Source organism: Hyphomicrobium sp. 2TAF46 (assembly GCF_052114865.1).
Classification (GTDB): domain Bacteria; phylum Pseudomonadota; class Alphaproteobacteria; order Rhizobiales; family Hyphomicrobiaceae; genus Hyphomicrobium_B.
Genome location: NZ_JBFRFO010000003.1, coordinates 395298 through 414709, shown reverse-complemented (window position 1 = coordinate 414709; position 19412 = coordinate 395298). Strand labels below are relative to the sequence as shown.

Annotated in this window: 16 protein-coding genes; 8 read left to right on the top strand and 8 right to left on the bottom strand. The window is 61.1% G+C overall.

The genetic code is table 11. The annotated features are described in order from the left end of the window. Positions 1-7 precede the first annotated feature (7 nt). Positions 8-3493 carry a transcription-repair coupling factor gene (gene mfd, locus AB4Z24_RS08735; protein WP_441707516.1) on the top strand — a complete coding sequence of 1162 codons (3486 nt, stop codon included), beginning with the start codon at positions 8-10 and terminating at the stop codon, positions 3491-3493. Between the two features lie 64 nt (positions 3494-3557). Here mfd and AB4Z24_RS08730 read toward each other — a convergent pair whose 3' ends face one another. Then, positions 3558-5126, bottom strand: a complete 1569-nt coding sequence (locus AB4Z24_RS08730) for a class I adenylate-forming enzyme family protein (RefSeq protein WP_441707514.1) — start codon at positions 5124-5126, stop codon at positions 3558-3560. Then, complete coding sequence (locus AB4Z24_RS08725; protein ID WP_441707512.1) at positions 5123-6913, bottom strand: extracellular solute-binding protein; 1791 nt, start codon at positions 6911-6913, stop codon at positions 5123-5125. Before AB4Z24_RS08725 ends, AB4Z24_RS08730 begins: the two co-directional genes overlap by 4 nt. Before the next feature lie 342 nt (positions 6914-7255). On the opposite strand from AB4Z24_RS08725, the gene AB4Z24_RS08720 reads away from it, so the two are divergent. Beyond that, the gene (locus AB4Z24_RS08720; RefSeq protein WP_441707510.1) at positions 7256-8128 is read left to right on the top strand and encodes an invasion associated locus B family protein; all 873 of its coding nucleotides are present in this window, start codon (positions 7256-7258) and stop codon (positions 8126-8128) included. A gap of 74 nt (positions 8129-8202) precedes the next feature. On the opposite strand, the gene hspQ is transcribed toward AB4Z24_RS08720, so the two are convergent. The 3 genes from hspQ to AB4Z24_RS08705 all read right to left on the bottom strand — a co-directional run bounded on the left by hspQ (position 8203) and on the right by AB4Z24_RS08705 (position 11748). After that, positions 8203-8535, bottom strand: a complete 333-nt coding sequence (hspQ, locus tag AB4Z24_RS08715) for a heat shock protein HspQ (RefSeq protein WP_441707508.1) — start codon at positions 8533-8535, stop codon at positions 8203-8205. Between the two features lie 47 nt (positions 8536-8582). Next, a complete protein-coding gene (locus AB4Z24_RS08710) occupies positions 8583-9644 on the bottom strand; it encodes an HpcH/HpaI aldolase/citrate lyase family protein (protein ID WP_441707507.1) in 1062 nt (353 codons plus the stop codon). A 1513-nt stretch (positions 9645-11157) separates the two neighbouring features. Next, positions 11158-11748 carry a hypothetical protein gene (locus tag AB4Z24_RS08705; RefSeq protein WP_441707505.1) on the bottom strand — a complete coding sequence of 197 codons (591 nt, stop codon included), beginning with the start codon at positions 11746-11748 and terminating at the stop codon, positions 11158-11160. Positions 11749-12492: 744 nt separating this feature from the next. Between AB4Z24_RS08705 and AB4Z24_RS08700 the strand changes: the two genes are divergently transcribed. Beyond that, positions 12493-14115 carry an acyl-CoA dehydrogenase family protein gene (locus tag AB4Z24_RS08700; protein WP_441707504.1) on the top strand — a complete coding sequence of 541 codons (1623 nt, stop codon included), beginning with the start codon at positions 12493-12495 and terminating at the stop codon, positions 14113-14115. A gap of 27 nt (positions 14116-14142) precedes the next feature. Here the strand turns inward: AB4Z24_RS08700 and AB4Z24_RS08695 are convergent, their stop codons facing one another. Further along, positions 14143-14523: a YidB family protein gene (locus tag AB4Z24_RS08695; protein ID WP_441707502.1), complete on the bottom strand. Its 381-nt coding sequence runs from the start codon at positions 14521-14523 to the stop codon at positions 14143-14145. 225 nt (positions 14524-14748) lie between these two features. Between AB4Z24_RS08695 and AB4Z24_RS08690 the strand changes: the two genes are divergently transcribed. Beyond that, positions 14749-15744 carry a hypothetical protein gene (locus tag AB4Z24_RS08690; RefSeq protein ID WP_441707500.1) on the top strand — a complete coding sequence of 332 codons (996 nt, stop codon included), beginning with the start codon at positions 14749-14751 and terminating at the stop codon, positions 15742-15744. 16 nt (positions 15745-15760) lie between these two features. Here AB4Z24_RS08690 and AB4Z24_RS08685 read toward each other — a convergent pair whose 3' ends face one another. Then, entirely contained in the window at positions 15761-16108 is a 348-nt protein-coding gene (locus AB4Z24_RS08685) for a DMT family protein (protein WP_441707498.1), read from the bottom strand. A 136-nt stretch (positions 16109-16244) separates the two neighbouring features. Here AB4Z24_RS08685 and AB4Z24_RS08680 point away from each other — a divergent pair, with 136 nt between their 5' ends. After that, the gene (locus AB4Z24_RS08680; protein WP_441707497.1) at positions 16245-16490 is read left to right on the top strand and encodes a hypothetical protein; all 246 of its coding nucleotides are present in this window, start codon (positions 16245-16247) and stop codon (positions 16488-16490) included. 146 nt (positions 16491-16636) lie between these two features. Here AB4Z24_RS08680 and AB4Z24_RS08675 read toward each other — a convergent pair whose 3' ends face one another. Continuing rightward, on the bottom strand, positions 16637-16942 hold the full coding sequence (locus tag AB4Z24_RS08675) for a hypothetical protein (protein ID WP_441707495.1): 306 nt from the start codon (positions 16940-16942) through the stop codon (positions 16637-16639). A gap of 192 nt (positions 16943-17134) precedes the next feature. Here AB4Z24_RS08675 and speB point away from each other — a divergent pair, with 192 nt between their 5' ends. From speB to AB4Z24_RS08660, 3 genes are all read left to right on the top strand, one after another. Continuing rightward, entirely contained in the window at positions 17135-18166 is a 1032-nt protein-coding gene (gene speB, locus AB4Z24_RS08670) for an agmatinase (protein WP_441707494.1), read from the top strand. Between the two features lie 128 nt (positions 18167-18294). After that, positions 18295-18609 carry a hypothetical protein gene (locus tag AB4Z24_RS08665; protein ID WP_441707492.1) on the top strand — a complete coding sequence of 105 codons (315 nt, stop codon included), beginning with the start codon at positions 18295-18297 and terminating at the stop codon, positions 18607-18609. Positions 18610-18713: 104 nt separating this feature from the next. After that, complete coding sequence (locus AB4Z24_RS08660; protein ID WP_441707490.1) at positions 18714-19406, top strand: ParB-like protein; 693 nt, start codon at positions 18714-18716, stop codon at positions 19404-19406. Positions 19407-19412: the final 6 nt, after the last annotated feature.

Sequence of the window (19412 nt, the reverse complement as noted above, 5' to 3'; positions counted from 1 at the left end):
GCAGTAGATGGTCACAAAGGTTCAAAACTCGCGCGCCGTTTTTTCGGGTGTTCCTGAGGGGTTCGACGGCCGCGTCGTCGCCGACATCACGAAGGCTGCGCGTACGGACGATCAGCCGGGGCTGCATCTGCATATCGCGCGCGACGACCGCCGGCTCGATGAGCTGCAGGCGGCTGTTGCTTTTTTCGCGCCCGACGTCGCCATCGTGCCGTTTCCGTCCTGGGACACCGTCCCTTACGACCGCACCAGCCCCAATCCCGAGATCGTGTCCAAGAGGATCACGGCGCTCGGCAAACTGGCTGTCGGTGGGCGGAAGAAGCCGACGCTGGTGCTTACGACCATCAATGCCGTTTTGCAGCGGGTGCCGCCCAGGAGCTTTATCCGTGGCGCGGTCAAGACGATTGCGCCGGGCCAGCGGCTCGATCCGGCCGATCTCATCAAGCGGCTCGAGGCTTATGGCTACGACCGTTCCAGCAACGTCATGGAGCCTGGCGAATACGCCCAGCGGGGCGGCATCATCGATCTTTATCCGCCAGGGCGCAGCAATCCCATTCGTCTCGACTTCTTTGGCGATCAGCTCGAGACCATCAAGGCGTTTGATGCGGAGACGCAACGCTCGCTGAAAGCCGTGCCGAAATTCTCGCTGATGCCAGTGAGCGAAGTCGCCTTTGGGGCAGCGGCGACGGCGTTGTTCCGCACGCGTTACGTTGCACTCTTCGGTGGCAATACGGGCGACGATCCGCTCTATGAGGCGGTCTCGAGCGGCCGGCGTTACGTCGGCCAGGAGCATTGGCTGCCGTTCTTTCATCCGAGTCTCGAGACGCTTTTCGACTATCTGCCGGGCGTCGGCGTTAGTTTCGACCATCTCGACGATGAAGCGATCGAGCGTCGGTTCGAGCAGATCCGCGAGCACTACGAGGCGCGCGTCGATTCCCTCGAAGGCCAACGGTTCGGCGCACCGCCCTACAAGCCCGTGCCGCCCGACCAGATGTTTCTCGAGCCGAAGGATTGGACTGCCGCGCTCGACGCGCACACGGTCTCGCGGTTGACGCCGTTTGAAATCCCGGGCGAGACCAACGTCTATTCGATGCACGGAAAGCGCGGGCGCACCTTTGCCGCCGAGCGTGCCGATCCCGACGCCAATGTTTTCGATGCGGCCGTCGGGCATATCCGGCGCATTCATTCGGAAAACCGCAGGGTCATTCTGGCTGCCTGGACGCCCGGTGCACGCGAGCGGCTGATCACGCTTCTCGAAGATCACGGTCTCGATAACGTCGCGAAAGTCGAGAACTTCGCGGAAGTCTTGGCGCTGCGTCCGAGCGAGACGGCGTTTGCCGTTTTCGGCGTCGAAGAGGGCTTCGAGACGCCGGATTTTGCCGTTATCGCCGAACAGGACATCCTGGGCGATCGGCTGGTGCGTCAGCGCCGGCGTGCAAAAAAGGCTGCCGACGTTCTGACCGAGGCGACGAGCCTCTCGGTTGGGGATCTCGTCGTTCACAGCGATCACGGTATCGGCCGCTTCGCTGGGCTTCAGACGATCACGGCGCTCGGCGCTCCACATGACTGCCTGGAGCTTCAGTACGCTGGCGGCGACAAGCTCTTTCTGCCTGTCGAGAATATCGAGCTTCTGTCCCGCTACGGCGCCGACGAAGGTGATGCGCAGCTCGACCGGCTCGGCGGCCTCGGCTGGCAGACGCGCAAGGCGAAGCTCAAGAAGCGACTTCGCGAGATTGCTAACGAACTGATCAAGATCGCTGCGCTGCGAGCACTCCGGGAAGCACCCGTACTTGTGCCACCCTCGGGCGCCTATGATGAATTTGTCGCGCGTTTTCCCTACGAAGAGACCGAGGATCAGGCGGCGAGCATCGAGGCCGTGCTTGGCGATCTCGCGTCAGGCAAGCCGATGGACCGGCTCGTCTGCGGCGACGTCGGTTTCGGCAAGACCGAGGTTGCCATTCGCGCGGCGTTCGTTGCGGCGATGAACGGTCTGCAGGTTGCCGTCGTCGTTCCGACGACGCTGCTCGCGCGCCAGCATTTCCGTACCTTCAGCCAGCGGTTCCAGGGACTGCCCGTGAAGATCGCGCAGGCATCGCGCATGGTTAGCGCGAAGGAGCTTGCGGAAGTCAAGGCTGGCCTCAAATCCGGCGATGTCGACATCGTCGTCGGGACGCACGCGCTGCTCGGAAAATCGATCGATTTCGCGCGGCTCGGATTGCTCATTATCGACGAGGAACAGCACTTCGGCGTCAATCACAAGGAACGCCTGAAGAAGATGCGCGAAGACGTGCATGTGCTGACGCTTTCGGCGACGCCGATTCCGCGCACGCTGCAGCTCGCCTTGACGGGTGTGCGCGAGCTTTCGCTGATCACGACGCCGCCTGTCGATCGCCTAGCCGTGCGCACGTTCATCTCGCCCTTCGATCCGGTCATTCTGAAAGAGGCTCTCCGGCGCGAGCGCTTCCGCGGTGGCCAGACGTATTATGTTGCTCCGAGAATTTCCGATCTCGACGACATGGCGGAGTTCCTGCGCGAGGCTGTCCCCGATCTCGTCTTCGCGCGTGCGACGGGGCAGATGTCGCCGACCGAACTCGAAGACGTGATGACGGCGTTCTACGAGGGCAAGTACGACATTCTGCTTTCGACCGCGATCGTCGAATCCGGACTCGACGTGCCGAACGCCAATACGCTTATCGTGCATCGCTCGGATATGTTCGGCCTCGCGCAGCTTTATCAGCTCCGTGGCCGTGTCGGCCGTTCGAAGACGCGCGCTTACGCCTACATCACGACGCCACCGGATAAAAAGCTGACGGAAGGCGCGGAGAAGCGTCTCAAGGTCTTGCAGTCGCTCGACACGCTCGGCGCGGGTTTTTCGCTCGCTTCGCACGATCTCGATATTCGCGGCGCGGGCAATCTGCTCGGCGAAGAGCAGTCCGGTCATATCCGCGAGGTTGGTTTCGAACTCTACCAGTCGATGCTGGAAGAGGCGGTCTCCGCGATGAAGGGCGGCGAACTCGAAGCCGACGACAAGTGGAGTCCGGAGATCCAGCTCGGCACGTCGATCATGATTCCGGAGACGTACGTCGCCGATCTACAACTTCGGCTTGGGCTTTACCGGCGTCTTTCGGGTCTCGAAAAGCGATCGGATATCGATGCCTTCGCTGCGGAGCTTGTCGACCGGTTTGGTTCGTTGCCGTCCGAGGTCGAGCATCTTCTCGATGTCATGGAAATCAAAGGTCTCTGCCGCACGGCCGGGATCGCCAAAGTCGATGCGGGTCCGAAGGGCGCGGTCATTACGCTTCACAAGGCGAAGTTCGCAAATCCGGAAGGGCTTATCGCCTTCGTGCAGAATTCGCGCGGCGCGCTCAAGGTTCAGCCGGATCAGCGTCTCGTCTATCGCGCCGATTGGGATCTGCCGGAGAAGCGCTTGAAAGGCGCGCGCGCTCTCATTCAGCAGTTCGCGGATATTGCCGAGAAGACAAGGAAGGCTGCTTAGGCTCTTTTCCTTCTCCCTCGGGGAGAAGGTGCCCCGAAGGGGCGGATGAGGGGACGCTGCTGGCTCAAAGTCCCTCACCTGTCCTTCGGACATCCTCTCCCGTTCCGGGAGAGGAAAGTGCAGCTAGCGCTTTCCTCTGGATCTTGCCATTGGGCGTTCGCGGAAGCCGATCGACGAATACGATCTCGCGCGGAACCTTGTAGGCGGCGAGCCGCTCGGACGCGAACGCCTTGATCGCATCTGCATCTCTCTTCGTGGGGTCATTTGGAACCACAAAGGCACCGATGATCGAAACGCCGCTCCGCACGCGGATTTCCGTGCAGGCGACTTCGGCGATGCCGGGACATGGTGCGAGAGCGGCTTCGATCTCGAGCGGCGAAACGCGATAACCGCCGGCGTTCATCAATTCGTTCACGCGGCCGAGGTGCGTGATGTAGCCGTCGGCATCGCACGAGCCGAGATCGCCGCCGGTGAACCAGTCACCGCGAAACACTTCGGCTTCTTCCTCCGGGCGGTTCCAATAGCCGAGCATCAAGCCCGGATCGGAACGATGGACCGCAATCAGGCCCTCGTTTCCGGCGGGCAGCGGCTCGGCGCGATCGTCCGCAGATAAAATAGCGATGCGGCGTCCGGCTTGCGGCTTGCCGACAGTGCCGGGCCGATACGGGACCTCGGGTCCAGTCGAGATGTAGGTTGAAATTTCGCTCATCCCGAGGGCTTCGTAGAGCGGCAGGCCCGTTGCGGCCGACCAATCTTCGACGAGACCGGGCGGCGGCGTTTCTCCGGCCATGAGGCCATGGCGAAGTTTGCCGAGCGAGCCAGGCGTGGGACGCGCGTATTTCAGGATCTGGCGGTAGACGCCGGGGACAGCGGCGAAGAGCGTGGCGCCAGTCGCCGCAATGAGATGGGGCCAAAGTTCGGGCGATTTCTCGCCGGTGCAGACGATCGCTGTCGCACCGTTCGCCCATGGATCAGTCAAGCCGACGCCGAGCGTGAAGGTCCAATTGAAGGCCCCGGCGTGAAGCATCCGGTCGCTGGCGTCGATGCCGTACCAGCCCTGATACATCGGCCGCCGTCCGAGTGCTGAGCGATGGGCGTGGAGGACGCCTTTCGGTTTTGCCGTGGTGCCGGAGGTATAGATCAGGAAGGCCGGGTCGTTCGCGCTCACCGGCGCGTAATTGCCTCGCTTCGGCGTGTGCATGAGGGATGCAATATCCTCAGGCGAGAGGACCATGACGCTGGATGCGATGTCTTCAGGCAAAGGTTCGAACGTCGCGATTGTCGAGGCGCCGCTATCGTCAAGCAGAGTTTTGAGTTCCGGCGCGGTGAGCTGATCGGACAGCGGCAACGCGACGAAGCCACCGGCGATGGACGCGAAAAAGAGAAGGGCCGATTGACTGGAATTGCCGAGGCGGATGGCGATGCGGTCGCCGCGCTGGAGGCCGCGTTCGCCTAGGCCGGCCGCCAAGCGAAGGATTGCGTCTTCAAGCTCTGCAAACGACCAGGTCTCTGATGGGTTCGCGGGGGTTCGCGTGTCGTAGACGAGGAGAGCCGTCTTCGGTGGTGTATGCTCCGCGGCGACGCCGACGGCGTATCGCGCCATGTTGAACGGTTCTTTTGCAACCGGCGTCATTTATTTTCCGTCCACCACGTATCCACCGCATAGCCGAAGAGCGGCGTTTTATCGGGATGCTGCAGCCGCGCCCAGTAAGCGACCCATTGGCGGGGTGCGAAGAAGAGCGGCACGACATAGTCGCCCGATAAAAGCACGCGATCGAGTGCGCGCACGGACGATATGAAATCGGGTTCGCTTTCGGCTGCCAGCATGCTTTCGATCATGGCGTCCGCGGCGGGATTGCGGACGCCGGCGAAATTAAAGGATCCTTGGGAGTCCGCCGTCTTGGCGGACCAGCGGAACAGTTGCTCGTTGCCGGGCGAAAGCGACGACGGCCACGTGTTCTGGATCATGTCGTAGTCGAAGCTCGTCAGGCGCTGCTGGTATTGAGCGCTGTCGACGACGCGTACCCGCGCGGAGATGCCGAGAGGCGCGAGGCTGCGGGCATAGCTCAGAAGCAGAGCTTCCTGCGCGTTGCTGTTGGCGAGAATTTCGAAGGCGAGCTGTTTCCCTGTCTTGGGATCGATCAAACGACCGTCCTTGAGAATGAGGCCCGCTTCGGTCAGCAATGCGAATGCCGCCTTCTGGTTGGGGCGGTTTTGGCCGCTGCCGTCGCTCACCGGGAAGCGGTATGTGCCCTCCAGGATTTCGGGGCGCACGGCTTCGGGGAACGACGCGAGCAGCGAGCGCTCCCGGGCGTCCGCTGGGTGTCCGGTGGAAGCAAGGTACGAGCGTTCGAAATAGCTTTCGGTGCGCTTGAAGAGCCCATTGTAGAGGGTGCGATTGCTCCATTCGAAATCGAAAAGCGTCATCAAGGCGCGGCGCACGCGCGGATCGGAAAAGATCGGACGGCGCGTATTGAAGACCAGCGCCGTCATGCCGGCAGGCAGGCCGATCTCGAATTCGGCTTTGATCAGGCGGCCGTCGTGCACGGCCGGAATGTCGTAGCCGCCCGCCCAACGGCCGGGATCGTCTTCGAGCCTCAGGTCGATGTTGCCCGACTTGAAGGCTTCGAACATCACGGATGCGTCGCGGAAATAGTCGAAGCGGATCTCATCGAAATTGTAGCGGCCGCGGTTCACGGGCAGGTCTTTGCCCCAATAGTCGGGATCGCGCCGATAGCTGATCGAGCGCCCGGCATCGATGTTCGAAACGGTATAAGGCCCTGATCCGAGGAGCGGTTTCATGCCTCCGGTTTCGAACTGCTCGGGCGTCATCGTACCCGCAGCGAAGACCGGCATCAGGCCGAGGATCAGCGGCAGTTCGCGGTCGGTTGCGTCCAGGAACGTAAAGCGTACGCCGCGCTCCCCGATCTTTTCCGCCTTCGTGACTTTGGCGAAATAGGTTCGATGATTGGGGCGGCCTTTCGCCTTCAGAAGCTCGAAGGACTTGATGACATCGTCCTGCGTGACCGGCTGGCGATCGGAAAAGCGGGCGGCGGGATTGATCGTGAACGTCACGGATTTGCGGTCGTCGGCGACGTCGATTGTATCGGCCAGCAGGCCGTAAAGCGTGAACGGCTCGTCGCGGCTGCGCGCCATCAGCGGCTCTAGGACGAAATCGCCGATGCCCGATGCGGGCGTTCCTTGGACGATGAGCGGATTGACGCTCTCGTAGGAGCCGGGAACTCCGAGGGTCAGCGTGCCGCCTTTCGGCGCATCCGGGTTCACATAGGGGAACGCCGTGAAGCCGTCGGCCAATAGCGGACTGCCGTGAAGTGCGATCGCACTCTGGGGAGACGCCGCCGCCGGAAGGCTCGCCGTCACTGCAATCACTAAGCCGAGGATAAATTTCCCGAATGACATTGCCGGTACCTGAAATGCTTTCACCGTGTTGTTAACACGCGATAATCCCGGCAGTGTGGCGCCATTCGGCCGCCGTGCTAAGGCTCTTCTAAAAGGCGTATGCGGGTGCTGTCCAGCTTGTCGCAGTTGCCGACGGGCAACGATAGTGAACGCTGAGCTGTGGCCCCCAATTGGCCTTTGCCGCGGCCACGCGATTGCCGTAATCCGAGCCTTACTCGGCGCCGGATCGGCTGTGTGTGCCGGGTCTGCGCAGGCTTGGTGGCGAGCTTTTGACGCACAGAGACTTGAGGGGTAGGGGCCGGTAAGGCCGGCACAACGAACAAAGCGAGGATTTTTACGTTGATGGCAAACGCACTATTGCGCGCGGGCGGCAAGGCCCTCGTATCGGCCGTGGCGGTCGCGGCAGTCATGTCCGCTGTTCCCGCCTGGGCACAAGATGCGCCGAAGGCGGCGGCACCGAAGAAGACGGCTCCGGCTGCTGCTGCTCCAGCGGCGGCGGGAGCGCCAGCGGCGAATGCGGCTGCGGCGGCGACCAAGAGCGCCTGGGTGAAGCTTTGCGAGAAAGCCCCGATCGAAAAAAAGGGGCCGGATGGCAAGGAAGTGAAGGAAGAGAAGTCGCTCTGCCTCACGCATCATGAGCGGCTCGATGGCAATACCGGGATGGTGCTCGTTTCGGCCGCCATTCGCGAAGTCGAAGGTTCCGACAAGAAATCTCTGATGATCATGGTTCCGCTCGGGATGGCGATCCCTCCGGGTGTCCGCGCCGCGATCTACACGAAGGAGCAGTGGGCTGCCGCTGCCAAGAACGAGAAGATCGATGAGAAGGCACTGAAGCCCATCGAACTCCGGTATGCGCTTTGCCATCCGGCCGGGTGCACGGCCGAGACGGAAGCCACTCCGGAAATTCTCGACCAGATGTCGAAGGGTGGCGGTCTGATGGTTCTTGCCATGAATGCTGCAGCCCAGCCGATCGGATTCCCGGTTCCTCTCGACGGCTACAATGAAGCCGCCGCTGGACCGCCGGTCGACAACAAGAAGTATGCCGAGGCTCGTAGCGCGCTGATGCAGCAGATCCGTCAGCGCCAGCAGCAGATGGCCGAGAAGTGGAAGGAAGACCAGCTCAAGAACCTGCCGCTCGATGGGCCCGGTGCGCCTCCGACCACGACGGGTTCGACGAAGGCACCGGCTGCGGCACCCGCCAAGCCGAAGCAGTAACTCCTTCTGGTTTCAAGTCTTGAAGAGCCCCGGATTGCGAAATCCGGGGCTTTTTCATTCGGCGTTTGTGCGGATCAGTTGGCGGAGCCGGGACGCAGGCGGTAGCCGCCGTTTCTGTCTTTCAGGAAACGCTCGGAAATATCGGGATGGCGCAGGGGCGCGGCCGTCTCGTCCAGCAGCAGGTTTTGCTCCGAGACATAGGCGACATACGTCGTCTCCGCATTTTCTGCGTAGAGGTGGTAATAGGGCTGTTCTTTCCGCGGCCTGACCTCTTCGGGAATGGATAGCCACCATTCCTCGGTATTCGCGAATTCCGGGTCGATGTCGAAGATCAGTCCACGAAACGGATAAAGCCGGTGCCGCACAACCTGACCAATCGCGAACTTGGCATGTTTGATGTCGCTCATGGCGTTAATGTGTGTCGGCCCAATCAGAGGTGCAAGCCCGGCGGCGATCAGAGTTCGCCATAGAGGGCCGCACGCTCGGCATCCTTCGAGGCGACGATCTTCGCGAGGTCGACGATGACCTTCGCCTGCTTCCAGGTCGCGTCGTCCTGCATCTTGCCGTCGAGCATGACGGCGCCGGTGCCGTCCGGCATGGCATCAAGAATGCGCTTTGCGAATTTGACCTCAGCCGGATCCGGCGAGAACACGCGCTTGGCGATGTCGATTTGGGTCGGGTGGAGCGACCAGGCGCCGAGGCATCCCTGGAGAAAGGCGTTGCGGAACTGGGCCTCGCAGGCGGCAAGGTCGGAAAAGTCGCCGAACGGGCCGTAGAACGGCTTCAAACCGTATGCGAGGCAGGCATCGACCATCTTGCCGACAGTGTAATGCCAGAGATCCTGCTGATAGAAGGCGCGGGCCGCGGCGGCGTTATCCTTCTGCGCATCGGCGAGGACGCCATAATCGGGGTGGCCGCCGCCGACGCGCGTCGTCTTCATGCCTCTGGAAGCGGCGAGGTCGGCCGGTCCTAGGCTCATGCCGTGCATGCGCGGGGAGGCCGCCGCTATCGCCTCGACATTGTTGACGCCCTCGGCGGTCTCGAGAATGGCGTGGATCAAGATCGGCTTCTTGACGCCGTGTTTTGCTTCGAGCTGAGCCAGCAGCTGATCGAGATAGTGGATGTCCCACGGGCCTTCGACTTTCGGCAGCATGATGACGTCGAGCTTGTTGCCGACGCTCGAGACGATCTCGGTGACGTCGTCGAGCACCCAGGGCGAATTGAGGCAGTTGATGCGTGTCCAAACGCCGGTCGATCCGAAGTCGTTGTCGCGGACCATCTGGATGAAGCCTTTGCGGGCGTTTTCCTTCTGGTCGAGGGGGACTGCGTCCTCGATGTTCCCTAGGACGACGTCGACCTGTGCGGCCAAATCCTTGATCTTGGCGCGGATCTTTTCGTTATGCGGCGGCACGAAGTGGATCATGCGCTCGAGTTTGACGGGAAGTGCCCGATAGGGTTCGGGGGCGCCGATGGCGAGGGGCGAGAAATGCTTGGCGGGCGTGCGCGTCGAAGCCATCGGTAACGATCCTGTTCAAAGGCTTGGATGAAGTCGCCACCATTGTGGGTCGGTGTGCCGCTGTCAACGGGACACTCTTGCCCCGCGGCTCGGCGGAAAGCATTGGGCGGGCGCGCCTCAGGACTACCCCTCATCCGGCCTTCGGCCACCTTCTCCCCAAGGGAGAAGGAAAGGCTTCTTTCCTCTCCCGGAACGGGAGAGGATGCCCGGTCAAGCCGGAGGCTCGCCTTCGGCGAGATGGGCGGGCAGGTGAGGGGCTTGATGCGAAGCGACGGATAACTGTCGAACTGCGAAGTCCCCTCATCCGCCCCTTCGGGGCACCTTCTCCCGATGGGAGAAGGAAGCAGACGTTTCGCCGCCGCGTGCGGGGCACCGGCGTGGAAAGTCGGACTACGGAGCGCGCCGGCACCAGGTGCCGTCGATCCGAAGAAAGAAACGGCGCCTTGGCGCGCTCCGTAGCTGGGGTTCTGATCGACCGGTCCGGCATGGGAGGTGCCTTAGTCCTCCGACGGTTGGTACCGTATGCACATTGATCACCGGGCGGTTCGCTCCATTCGGGCCTCGGGCCGTTACCCCCTTGTGCCGCGAACGTTCGTCCAGCCGCTCACCCCCAATCTCCAAACGGTCTCGAGACTGTCCGTCGTTTCGTCGAGGCGAGGTGGGTGAAGTATGCGGGAGGCTTCTGAGGCGGGGATAAGTTTTTTGATCGCTTTCGGAACGGGCGCATTTGCGCATTCTTCAGTGTCGTGATTATTTATCACCATTGGATATCTCCGGGGGCTTCGATGTCGACGGGAGTGCCAGTCATCGTAGCGACGCTTGGTATGATGTTGCTTGGTGCGGCGTTGGCGATCGCGCAGGAGGCTGTGCGCGTCGAGCCGCCTCCAAGTGCAGGGCTCGGGGGTATCGGGGGTGCGGGTGGGGTCGTGACAAATCCTGGCCAGCTCACGACCAATCCGGCGCTATCGGCTCCCAGTCCGGCACCCTCCATAGAAACTCCAAACGTCAATACCTCTCCGTCGGCCGCGGCTCCGGCGCCTTCGCCTGCCAACGGCGAGAATGACAGCCAGGACTCGCCTCAAACAAATTCGCCTTTGCTAGCGGCTCATAGCTCGGCGAATGGCAACAGCGGTGAATGCGATATCACGGACGCGGCCCGCCAAACCTGCTCGGGCGAAGATTGCCTGCTTTCGTGTCCTTCGGACGTATGCCCAAGCCAGGAAAGCGACAAATGCGCATTTGTCATTGACTGCGTCGTGGAGATTGCAGCCGATGCCGCGTCTGGTGATCAGCAGTGCGATGACCAGTTTGTCGAGCACAGCACAGTCGAACGCGATGGAAAGACAATGCCGGTCACGGTCATACGCATCCCGGCCGGTCAACAATGCAAGCCGCCGCCTTGTGTAAAATAGACCGGCCGTCCCTCAGTTCACGTCACGAGATGCAAGTGTTCATCGCGCGATGCGCGTCAGCTTTCGAGCCCTTCCAAGCACTGGCTGGGCATTCTTGGCTCTCAACGTCGGACCCAGTCGGCGGGAGCCGTCTTATCCCGCAGAGGTTGGAGCCGAAGCAAGATGGAGCGCTGTAAGAGCACCGGATAGAGATGAACGACGACACCCGGAAACAGCATCCAGAGTGCGCCGCTCCACGGATGCCTGCTGAAAAGTGCGAAGCCGGCCAGAAGTACGTGAATGGCAAAGCAGGCCCCGTGGGCGCTGACATTGGCGTGTAGACCCTCTTCGAGCCTGGGTAAGCCGTCCCGTTTGCCGGAAAATCCTCGCATAGGTTCGGCCACACGGCGATTCCATCCGGAGCCATCGAGCAGCCAACCGAACATCCCAACGCCGAGGACGCGGTGGAGTACGCGTTCGCCCGCCGGCACGCGGAGCCATTGGCGAGGCACAAGTCGCATAACGGGGTCGGCTACTGCCGGCCCGAGGCTGAATGTTCCCAAGACCACACTCATCGCATACCACGGACTGCTCGGCCCGAGGATGAACCAGAACACAGTTAGATACACAGCAAAGAACAACAACAAGAGCCGGTACCAAGCGCTTTGAAAGACGTCGATGGGATTTGCTTTTGGAGTTGGTCCAACGCTCAAAAGACGTTCCTCTGGCCGCACTCATTAGCCCGCAAACTCATTGAAGCACCTTCGCAATGGTGGTTACACAATCACCACGCTGTTGATTTGTTCATGACACCCGCGTGATGAAACGTCGGTGGGCAGGACCAACTCCTTACCCATCAGTGTCCGGACTTGTGCGAGCGTTGCGCTCACACAGTCAGAACAACGAGCACACTCATCGCCTCTGCGGGGGCAATTTTTCGTGAGCTTTTGTACAACATGTTCCTGTCGCTCTTCGACAGTTCGGATGTGCTCAGTCATTGGCAGAACTCGCGCATGCTGCCAAATCCTGCGATCCCGCGCAAAGGCTCGCCTTCAGGCTCGGGTGTCCACGAACAGCATCGCCCGTGACCTCGACGCCTTGGCTGCGTGCTCGTCGTGCCAAGTCCTCATCCTGACAGTACGGCGTAGAAAGTTGACCGGTCGGCAACACCTGGAATGCGCCGTTGCAGAGAATCTGTGCGTTGGCCGGCGCGGGTAGTACCAGTGGGGTAGCCAGCATGCAGAATAGAAAATTCCTGATCATCGCGTCCTCTCGTGTCTATGTTGTCAACAGTTGAGACACGATGGCAGCGAACTTTATTCCAGGCCGGCCTCTGCCTTCTGCTCCGTTCGCATACCGGCGCTTGAAATCATCGGAGATTGAGCCGACAAGTGCTTTTCTCCGGAAAGCGGTGCCGCGGGCGCGATGGCGCTCCATGGATTTTTAGAGGCGCGCCGATGATCGATGTCACCAATCAGCCGCCGCCGCTCGAAAATTATAACCTGCTGTCGAGCGATCCCATCCTTAGTGAAGCGCTGGTGCGGGAGGGTGCGGGACCGGTTCTGGAAGATCTGCAGGCGCTCGGGCGGCAACTCGGTACCGCAGAGATGATTGCCGCGGGTGCGGAGGCCAATCGCAATCAGCCCATCCTCAAATCATTCGACCGCTACGGCTACAGGATCGACGAGGTGGCGTTTCACGACAGCTGGCACACGCTGCTCGGGCTGGCGTTGGTGAACGGTCTCCACAGCGGCCCGTGGGTGAAGCCGCGGAAGGGCGCGCACGTCGCGCGGGCTGGCGGCTGCTTCATGCTGGCGCAAATAGAAAGCGGGGTCTACTGCCCGGTGTCGATGACCTATGCCGCAGTCGCGACGCTCAAGCATGCGCCTGACGCCGCCGCTGCGTGGCTGCCGCGCATTTATTCGCGTGCGTACGATCCGAGCTTCAAGCCTGTGGCGCAAAAGACGGCGGCGCTGATCGGCATGGGTATGACGGAAAACCAGGGCGGATCGGATTTGCGAGCCAACGTCTCGCGCGCGGAGTTCTATGCCGAATCCGGCGGGCGCCGTTTCTACCGGATCCATGGGCACAAATGGTTCATGTCGGCGCCGATGTGCGATGCGTTTCTGATGCTGGCGCAAACGGCGGCCGGACCGACCTGCTTCCTCGTTCCGAGATGGACGGAGGAGGGGACAAGGAACGCGATTCACATTCGTCGTCTGAAGGACAAGCTCGGCAACCGTTCCAATGCGTCGAGTGAGGTCGAGCTCGAAGGCGCGCTGGGTGAGATTATCGGCGAAGAAGGACGCGGCATTCCGACCATCATCGAGATGGGGAACTATACGCGTCTCGATTGCGCGATCGGGACTTCGGGATTGATGCGTCAGGGGCTGGCGCAGGCGGTCCATCATGCGCGGCATCGCCGCGCCTTTCAAAAGCTGCTGATCGATCAAGCTCTGATGGCGAACGTTCTTGCCGACCTCGCCATCGAATCCGAGGCGGCGACGGTTTTGGCCATGCGCCTCGCACGCGCCTACGACGAGGAGGACGAGGCTGCGCTGGCGTACCGGCGGGTCGTGACGCCAGCTGCGAAATTCTGGATCTGCAAACGTGGGCCGGCGTTTGCCGCCGAGGCGATGGAGGTGCTTGGTGGCAACGGCTACGTGGAGGAGTTCAATCTGGCGCGCATTTACAGGGAAATGCCGCTGAATTCGATTTGGGAGGGGTCCGGCAACGTCATGTGCCTTGACGTTCTCAGGGCGTTGGCGTGCGCGCCTGCGGCGATCGGCATGCTCTTGGACGAGATGCATGAGGCCTGCAACGCTGACGGACGGCTCAGAGCTCACGTTCTGAAACTGCAAGAAAGATCACGGCAACTCGACGAAGGTCAGGCGCGTTCGTTCGTGAGGGATCTCGTCGTCGGGCTGCAGGCTGCACTGTTGATCCGTCATTCAATGGCGGACGTCGCCGATGCGTTCCTGGCGACGCGGCTGCCGGGCGATGGTGGAGCTTTTGGACTGCTTCCCGCGGGGACGAGCGTGCGGGCGATCATAGACCGCGCCGCGCCGGCGATGAATTGAGAGGCTTCGATCCCTGATGTCTGGCGGTCAGCTGGATTTGGGACCGGGAAGCGGCGAAGCTTTTTCAGGATCGGCGGCGGGGCCAGCTTCGCTCGCCACCTGAGGAAGCGCACTCGCCAACCCGGCGAGGATTGAATCCACCGGAATGCCGAGTGACTTGGCGATCTGCTGAACGTGTTCGTCGCCAAGCGCGGATTGGATCTGCTCAGGCGAGATCGGCAGGTTGTTCTTGTTCTTGTCGAGCCACGAAGAGACCTGCGCGCCGAAACCCGCGTCTTGAAGTTTGCCGAGAATGGCCTGCAGGCCTTCGGTTCCGAGAACGCCCTTCAGAATATCCGGCAAGGCTCCCTGCTCGGCTTGACCGACAAGGTTCCCGACGACCCCCTTGAGTGTATCGCTCCAGCTCATGTTCTGCCTTTCTCCAGTTTCGGCTCGCAATCGGCCGCGTTGCCGGTGCGGGCCCAATGTCCAGCGTTCGCGCGAACGAGGGCGAAGGGATACTAGGCTTCTGCGACAACGCCGTAAATGTGGGCGTGAATCGACGTTTTGGCCCAACCGCACGCGTGGGTTTACCCTTTGACCGGTTCAGGCTATCGCCACATGATGATCAAAGTTCACGGCTAACAGGCGCTTATGATCATTCAAAAAATTTGCTCCATCCGTGATCGCGGCGTCGCGTACGCGATTATTGCCAGTTTGGCCATGCTGTTCGGTGCCGCTTCCGGTGTCCGGGCCGAGGAATGCGTGGACGTGCAGTCGAATACGTCCGAGCCCGACTTCACGGCTTGCGAGCAAGACATCGAGTTCGATCTCGATGCGGCACTTGCAGAGCAGACGATGCCGACCGCATCGGCCGCTTCCACGGATGGCCTGCCGTGGATCGCCCTAAGCAAAGGCACGGTGCCCTCGAAGTTCAATGCCAGCGACGGCAGCATGTCGGTTCGTACGAGCCTCGGCACCTTGCGCGATTACAATTTGCGGACCGTGTCCGTCCAGCAGGCGGACTATGCCGGGGATCCCTATACGCTGAAGCTGCCGAAAGCTGCGGCCGCGCCCAATGCTCCGGTGGATGTGTGGAGCAATATCGATCTCAGCGGCTTGAACGACGCTTCCAGTCAATCGAGCCGCGTCGGCTTCGGAGCGGATTACAAGATCAGCAGGAAAGCGAGCGTCGGGCTTGTGCTCGAAAGAGGCGATGCGCGGTCGGCCGCGATACCCGGTGTCGCTTTGGATCAGAAAGCGGCGGCTTACGTCACGCTCCAGGCTGCGCCGATGTTCAGTATCGACGCGCGCACCGAATGGGAAGCGAATGGCGGGTCTGCGTCGGCGACCGGAACGGCGGAAAAGAGCGCGTTCATTCTCGCGCCGAAGGTCAATCATTCGTTCTCCCTCGATGGCGGTTCGACGCTCGAGCCGTTCGTCACCTACAAGCGGGCGTTCGACTTGTCGACGAGCCATAAGGAAATGACGGATTCGTCTTTCGACACGACGTCCGCAGGCGCCGGTGTCACCTACACCAAGCCTGACGCCTACTCGCTGAGCGTGACGGCCGATGTCGACAATCTCGGAGCGTCGACAGAGCCGCAAAGCTTGAGCAGCAAATTTCAGCTGAGCGTGCCGATCAGGTGAGGGTGAGCGCCGTTGATTAAAGCGGCGCCTTGAAAACGAAAAACGCTCCAAGCGCGATAAAGGCGAAGCCGACGGCCTGGTTGAGGGTGAGTGGTTCACCGAGGTAGGTCGCGGAAAAGATCGCGAATACCGATAGCGTTATGACTTCCTGCATCGTCTTCAATTCGGCCGGCGAATAGACCGCGACGCCATAGCGATTTGCCGGGACTGCCAGGCAATATTCGAAAAAGGCAATTCCCCAACTGACGATCACGACGAGCCAAAGCGGCTTGTTGGTAAATTTGAGATGGCCATACCAGGCGAATGTCATGAAGACGTTCGACATCGTCAGGAGGACGATGGGCAATAATGCTTGTGGGATCATATGGCTTCAGGGTCCGATCTGGTTGCGTTCGACGATAACGCCGCTCCCATAAATCTCGTCAAACCGCCCAAAGCAAGGGCGGAACCGGAAATCAACGGCATGCGTTCAGGGAGCAGTTCAAACTGGTGAGGCTCGGATGTCGGACAACATCAGAGAGACGGTCCCAAAGGTTTTAAAGTCCCTTTGGGACCTTGAGAACGAATTGCGCGGCGCTGCACAGAACAGTGTCGTTCTCCGGCGCGAGGATGCCAAGCGACATCTGGCCGAGGCGCGCCGACGTCTCGATGAATTGCTGAGCCTGATCCGGTCGCACGAAGGCGCAAAGGAGTCCGTTTCCGCGCCGTCGTCCGATGATGGGATTCCGCCGCAGATCAAACATTGAGGAGAGCATCATGGCACGCGACTTAATTCTCTGGCTGGCAGGCGTTCCGCTGGTCGTGATCATCGGCCTGCATCTGTTCGGCTTCCTGCACTAAACGCAAACCCAGAGTTCATGCTCTGGGTTTTCTTTTGTCACGCGATGCCCGATCAGCAGGGGTCGTCCGCATCTTCCTTTTTCGACAGCATCACCGCGACATGGCGGTTTAATGCATCGGCTGCGAGGGTTGGCACGAGTGCCGGTCCGATTGGACCTTGAGCGGCGTTGTAGGCCGTTCGCATGTCGCCATCCTTGCCCCAAACCACGAGCGCATATCCGGTAAGGTTGTCGCCCAGGCCGGCGACGGCGTCGGTGCATTTTTGCAATAAATCTTCGCGAAGAAGCTCGGCCTCCCTTTCGGATCGGGCCGCCTTCTCAGACGCTAGTTTTACGAGGTTGGACATGGTTCTAGCCATTTCATGAACTTCGAGCTTGGTAACGCGCGGGAAGGGGCCCGAGTTCACCGCCGCGGGTGCGCATGCCTCCCGGGGCTTGACTGTCAGAATGGGATAGGCATCCTCTCAGTTGCCGCGAAACGGAGGCGCCGGGATTACCCGGTTTGATTGTGAAGGTGTCGGCCGGACGACATCGCAACAATCGAGGTCGTCATGATTTCCGGCGTTACAACCGGCGTCCATACGCAATACAATTGCGGTGCGCTGTCTCCCGCTTCCATCGCTTCCGAACAGACCTATTCGCGTGCGCACACGTTTTTGCGGGCGCCGCACGTTGGTCACGCGAAGGCCGGTGATTTCGCGGTTCTCGGCGTGCCTCTCGACATCGCGACGTCAAACCGCCCGGGCGCGCGGCTCGGACCAGATGCGGTGAGGTCGGCTTCGGCACAACTCGCCGAGCTCAAGTCCTATCCCGGAGGTTTCGACCCGCTTGCGCATGTGAGGATCGTCGATCTCGGCGACGCTCTGCTCGACTTCGGCTTTCCGCACACAATTCCGGCAGCGATCGAAGAGGCCGCGTTCAATGTCGTCTCCGCCGGGGCGTTCCTATGCGCGCTCGGCGGCGATCATTTCATCAGCTATCCGCTGCTCAAAGCGCATGCGCGAAAGTATGGGCAGCTGGCGCTCATCCATTTCGATGCGCATCCCGATACGTGGACGCCGCGCACCGGACCCGGCGGCGCGGTCGAGATCAATCACGGCACGATGTTCGCGCAAGCCATTCACGATGAGCTGATCGATCCGAGCCGGTCATCACAGATCGGCATCCGAACGTGGGTGGATGATCCGATTGGCATGAACATTTTCGACAGCATGACCGTTGCCGAGAAGGGCCCCGATCAGATCGTCGCCATGGTGAAGGCGCTTGCAGGCGATGCGCCGTGCTACCTGACGGTCGATATCGATTGCCTCGATCCAGCCTTTGCACCGGGGACCGGCACGCCTGTGATGGGCGGACTGACGCCGCGAGAACTGCTGGCGATGCTGCGCGGTCTCGACGGCCTTCGGATCGTCGGCTGCGATGTCGTCGAAGTGGCTCCTGCCTACGATCAGGCGGGTATCACGGCGCTCGCGGCTGCAACGGTTGTCTATGAAGAGGCTTGCCGGTGCGCGCGGATGAATGGTGTGCGGCCGATTTCCTATCCGGTGCCGGGCAGACCACTGGCAAAGAACGCTGCGCAGTAGCTGCAACCTTTACTGCGTCCAAGGTTCAGTTCCCGCCGGAACAGCGGGGAGCATCCCGTGTACGCTATCTCTTTCGGCCACAACTGCCCAAGACGGGCTTGCATCGCCAGAAGAGATGGAGACCTGCAATGACCAGATTTGTTGAGATCCACCGGAATGCTTCCCGCGCCATTTTCGCTCCGGCGCTCGTCCTCGCCGGCGTCACGCTCATGGCGGGTAACGCCTCCGCCATCAGCCTGCGCGTCCAGATCGCGTGTGCGGCCGATTATTATGCACACTGCGGCGCCTACAGCCCAACCAGCCGAGAGGTGCGGTCGTGCATGCGCTCCGTCGGCGTCGGTCTCTCGAAAGGCTGCGTCGATGCGCTGGTGGCAGCAGGTGAAGTTTCGGCTGCCGAAGTTTCGCGCCATCGGGAGGGTTCGATGACGGCGGCAGCCAAGTAAGTTTTCCCGGTAAGTTTTCCTGGCCGCCGGGGATCAGAGTAAACGTAGTTTTAACCATAAGGGCGAAATTGTTAAGCGGTGTTCAATTCGCTTTATGGGAAGTCATGCCAATACTTGAAGTCTGGCGTGAGCCGGTGGCCGGTTTCATTTTTGCCGACCCTAATCCGCCACCTATGCGGTTTCGTATTTCCGAGCCGCAAAAACTCGAATCCGTCTCGCTCGAAGATCTACGTCCCACACAAATGGCGGTCGGCATGCGTGCCGTCGCGGCCAAGCGTGAAAAAGTCGAGCGCCGCGTGCGCAGCAGGCGAAGGCTCAGACGCTATCTCGAAGCGCGTCCGATACCGGCCGTGCTCGGGCCAGACGATGACTTCTTCATCATCGACCATCATCACCTAAGCTTGGCGTTGCTAAAGAGCGACGTGGAGGAAGCGTTCGTCAACGTGATTGCCGATCTTTCGCACCTTCCGCGTAAGCGCTTCCTCCGTCGCATGGGCACGCTCGGCCTGCTGCACGCATTTGATGGGCACGGGCAGCCGGTCTGTCCGACCAAGCTGCCCGAGTCCCTGAAGGATTTGCGCTCCGATTCCTATCGCGATCTCGCGTGGTCTGTTCGCGAAGCCGGTGGCTTCGTCAAATCTGGCAGACCTTTTGCGGAATTTCGCTGGGCGAATTACTTCCGGGCGCGCATTCCGCGATCGACAGTGCGTCGGGATTTCGAATACGCGCACGATCGCGCCATGTGGCTTGCCCGCTCGCAGGATGCGGCGCGGATGCCCGGATATATCGGGCGGTAGTCGCGC

Excerpts from the sequence above, each read along its gene's own strand:
- mfd (WP_441707516.1), top strand. The coding sequence starts at position 8 with ATGGTCACAAAGGTTCAAAACTCGCGCGCCGTTTTTTCGGGTGTTCCT.
- AB4Z24_RS08730 (WP_441707514.1), bottom strand. The coding sequence starts at position 5,126 with ATGACGCCGGTTGCAAAAGAACCGTTCAACATGGCGCGATACGCCGTC.
- AB4Z24_RS08665 (WP_441707492.1), top strand. The coding sequence starts at position 18,295 with ATGACCAGATTTGTTGAGATCCACCGGAATGCTTCCCGCGCCATTTTC.
- AB4Z24_RS08680 (WP_441707497.1), top strand. The coding sequence starts at position 16,245 with ATGTCGGACAACATCAGAGAGACGGTCCCAAAGGTTTTAAAGTCCCTT.
- AB4Z24_RS08660 (WP_441707490.1), top strand. The coding sequence starts at position 18,714 with ATGCCAATACTTGAAGTCTGGCGTGAGCCGGTGGCCGGTTTCATTTTT.
- hspQ (WP_441707508.1), bottom strand. The coding sequence starts at position 8,535 with ATGAGCGACATCAAACATGCCAAGTTCGCGATTGGTCAGGTTGTGCGG.
- AB4Z24_RS08725 (WP_441707512.1), bottom strand. The coding sequence starts at position 6,913 with ATGTCATTCGGGAAATTTATCCTCGGCTTAGTGATTGCAGTGACGGCG.
- AB4Z24_RS08710 (WP_441707507.1), bottom strand. The coding sequence starts at position 9,644 with ATGGCTTCGACGCGCACGCCCGCCAAGCATTTCTCGCCCCTCGCCATC.
- AB4Z24_RS08695 (WP_441707502.1), bottom strand. The coding sequence starts at position 14,523 with ATGAGCTGGAGCGATACACTCAAGGGGGTCGTCGGGAACCTTGTCGGT.
- AB4Z24_RS08690 (WP_441707500.1), top strand. The coding sequence starts at position 14,749 with ATGATCATTCAAAAAATTTGCTCCATCCGTGATCGCGGCGTCGCGTAC.
- AB4Z24_RS08720 (WP_441707510.1), top strand. The coding sequence starts at position 7,256 with ATGGCAAACGCACTATTGCGCGCGGGCGGCAAGGCCCTCGTATCGGCC.
- AB4Z24_RS08700 (WP_441707504.1), top strand. The coding sequence starts at position 12,493 with ATGATCGATGTCACCAATCAGCCGCCGCCGCTCGAAAATTATAACCTG.
- speB (WP_441707494.1), top strand. The coding sequence starts at position 17,135 with ATGATTTCCGGCGTTACAACCGGCGTCCATACGCAATACAATTGCGGT.
- AB4Z24_RS08685 (WP_441707498.1), bottom strand. The coding sequence starts at position 16,108 with ATGATCCCACAAGCATTATTGCCCATCGTCCTCCTGACGATGTCGAAC.
- AB4Z24_RS08675 (WP_441707495.1), bottom strand. The coding sequence starts at position 16,942 with ATGGCTAGAACCATGTCCAACCTCGTAAAACTAGCGTCTGAGAAGGCG.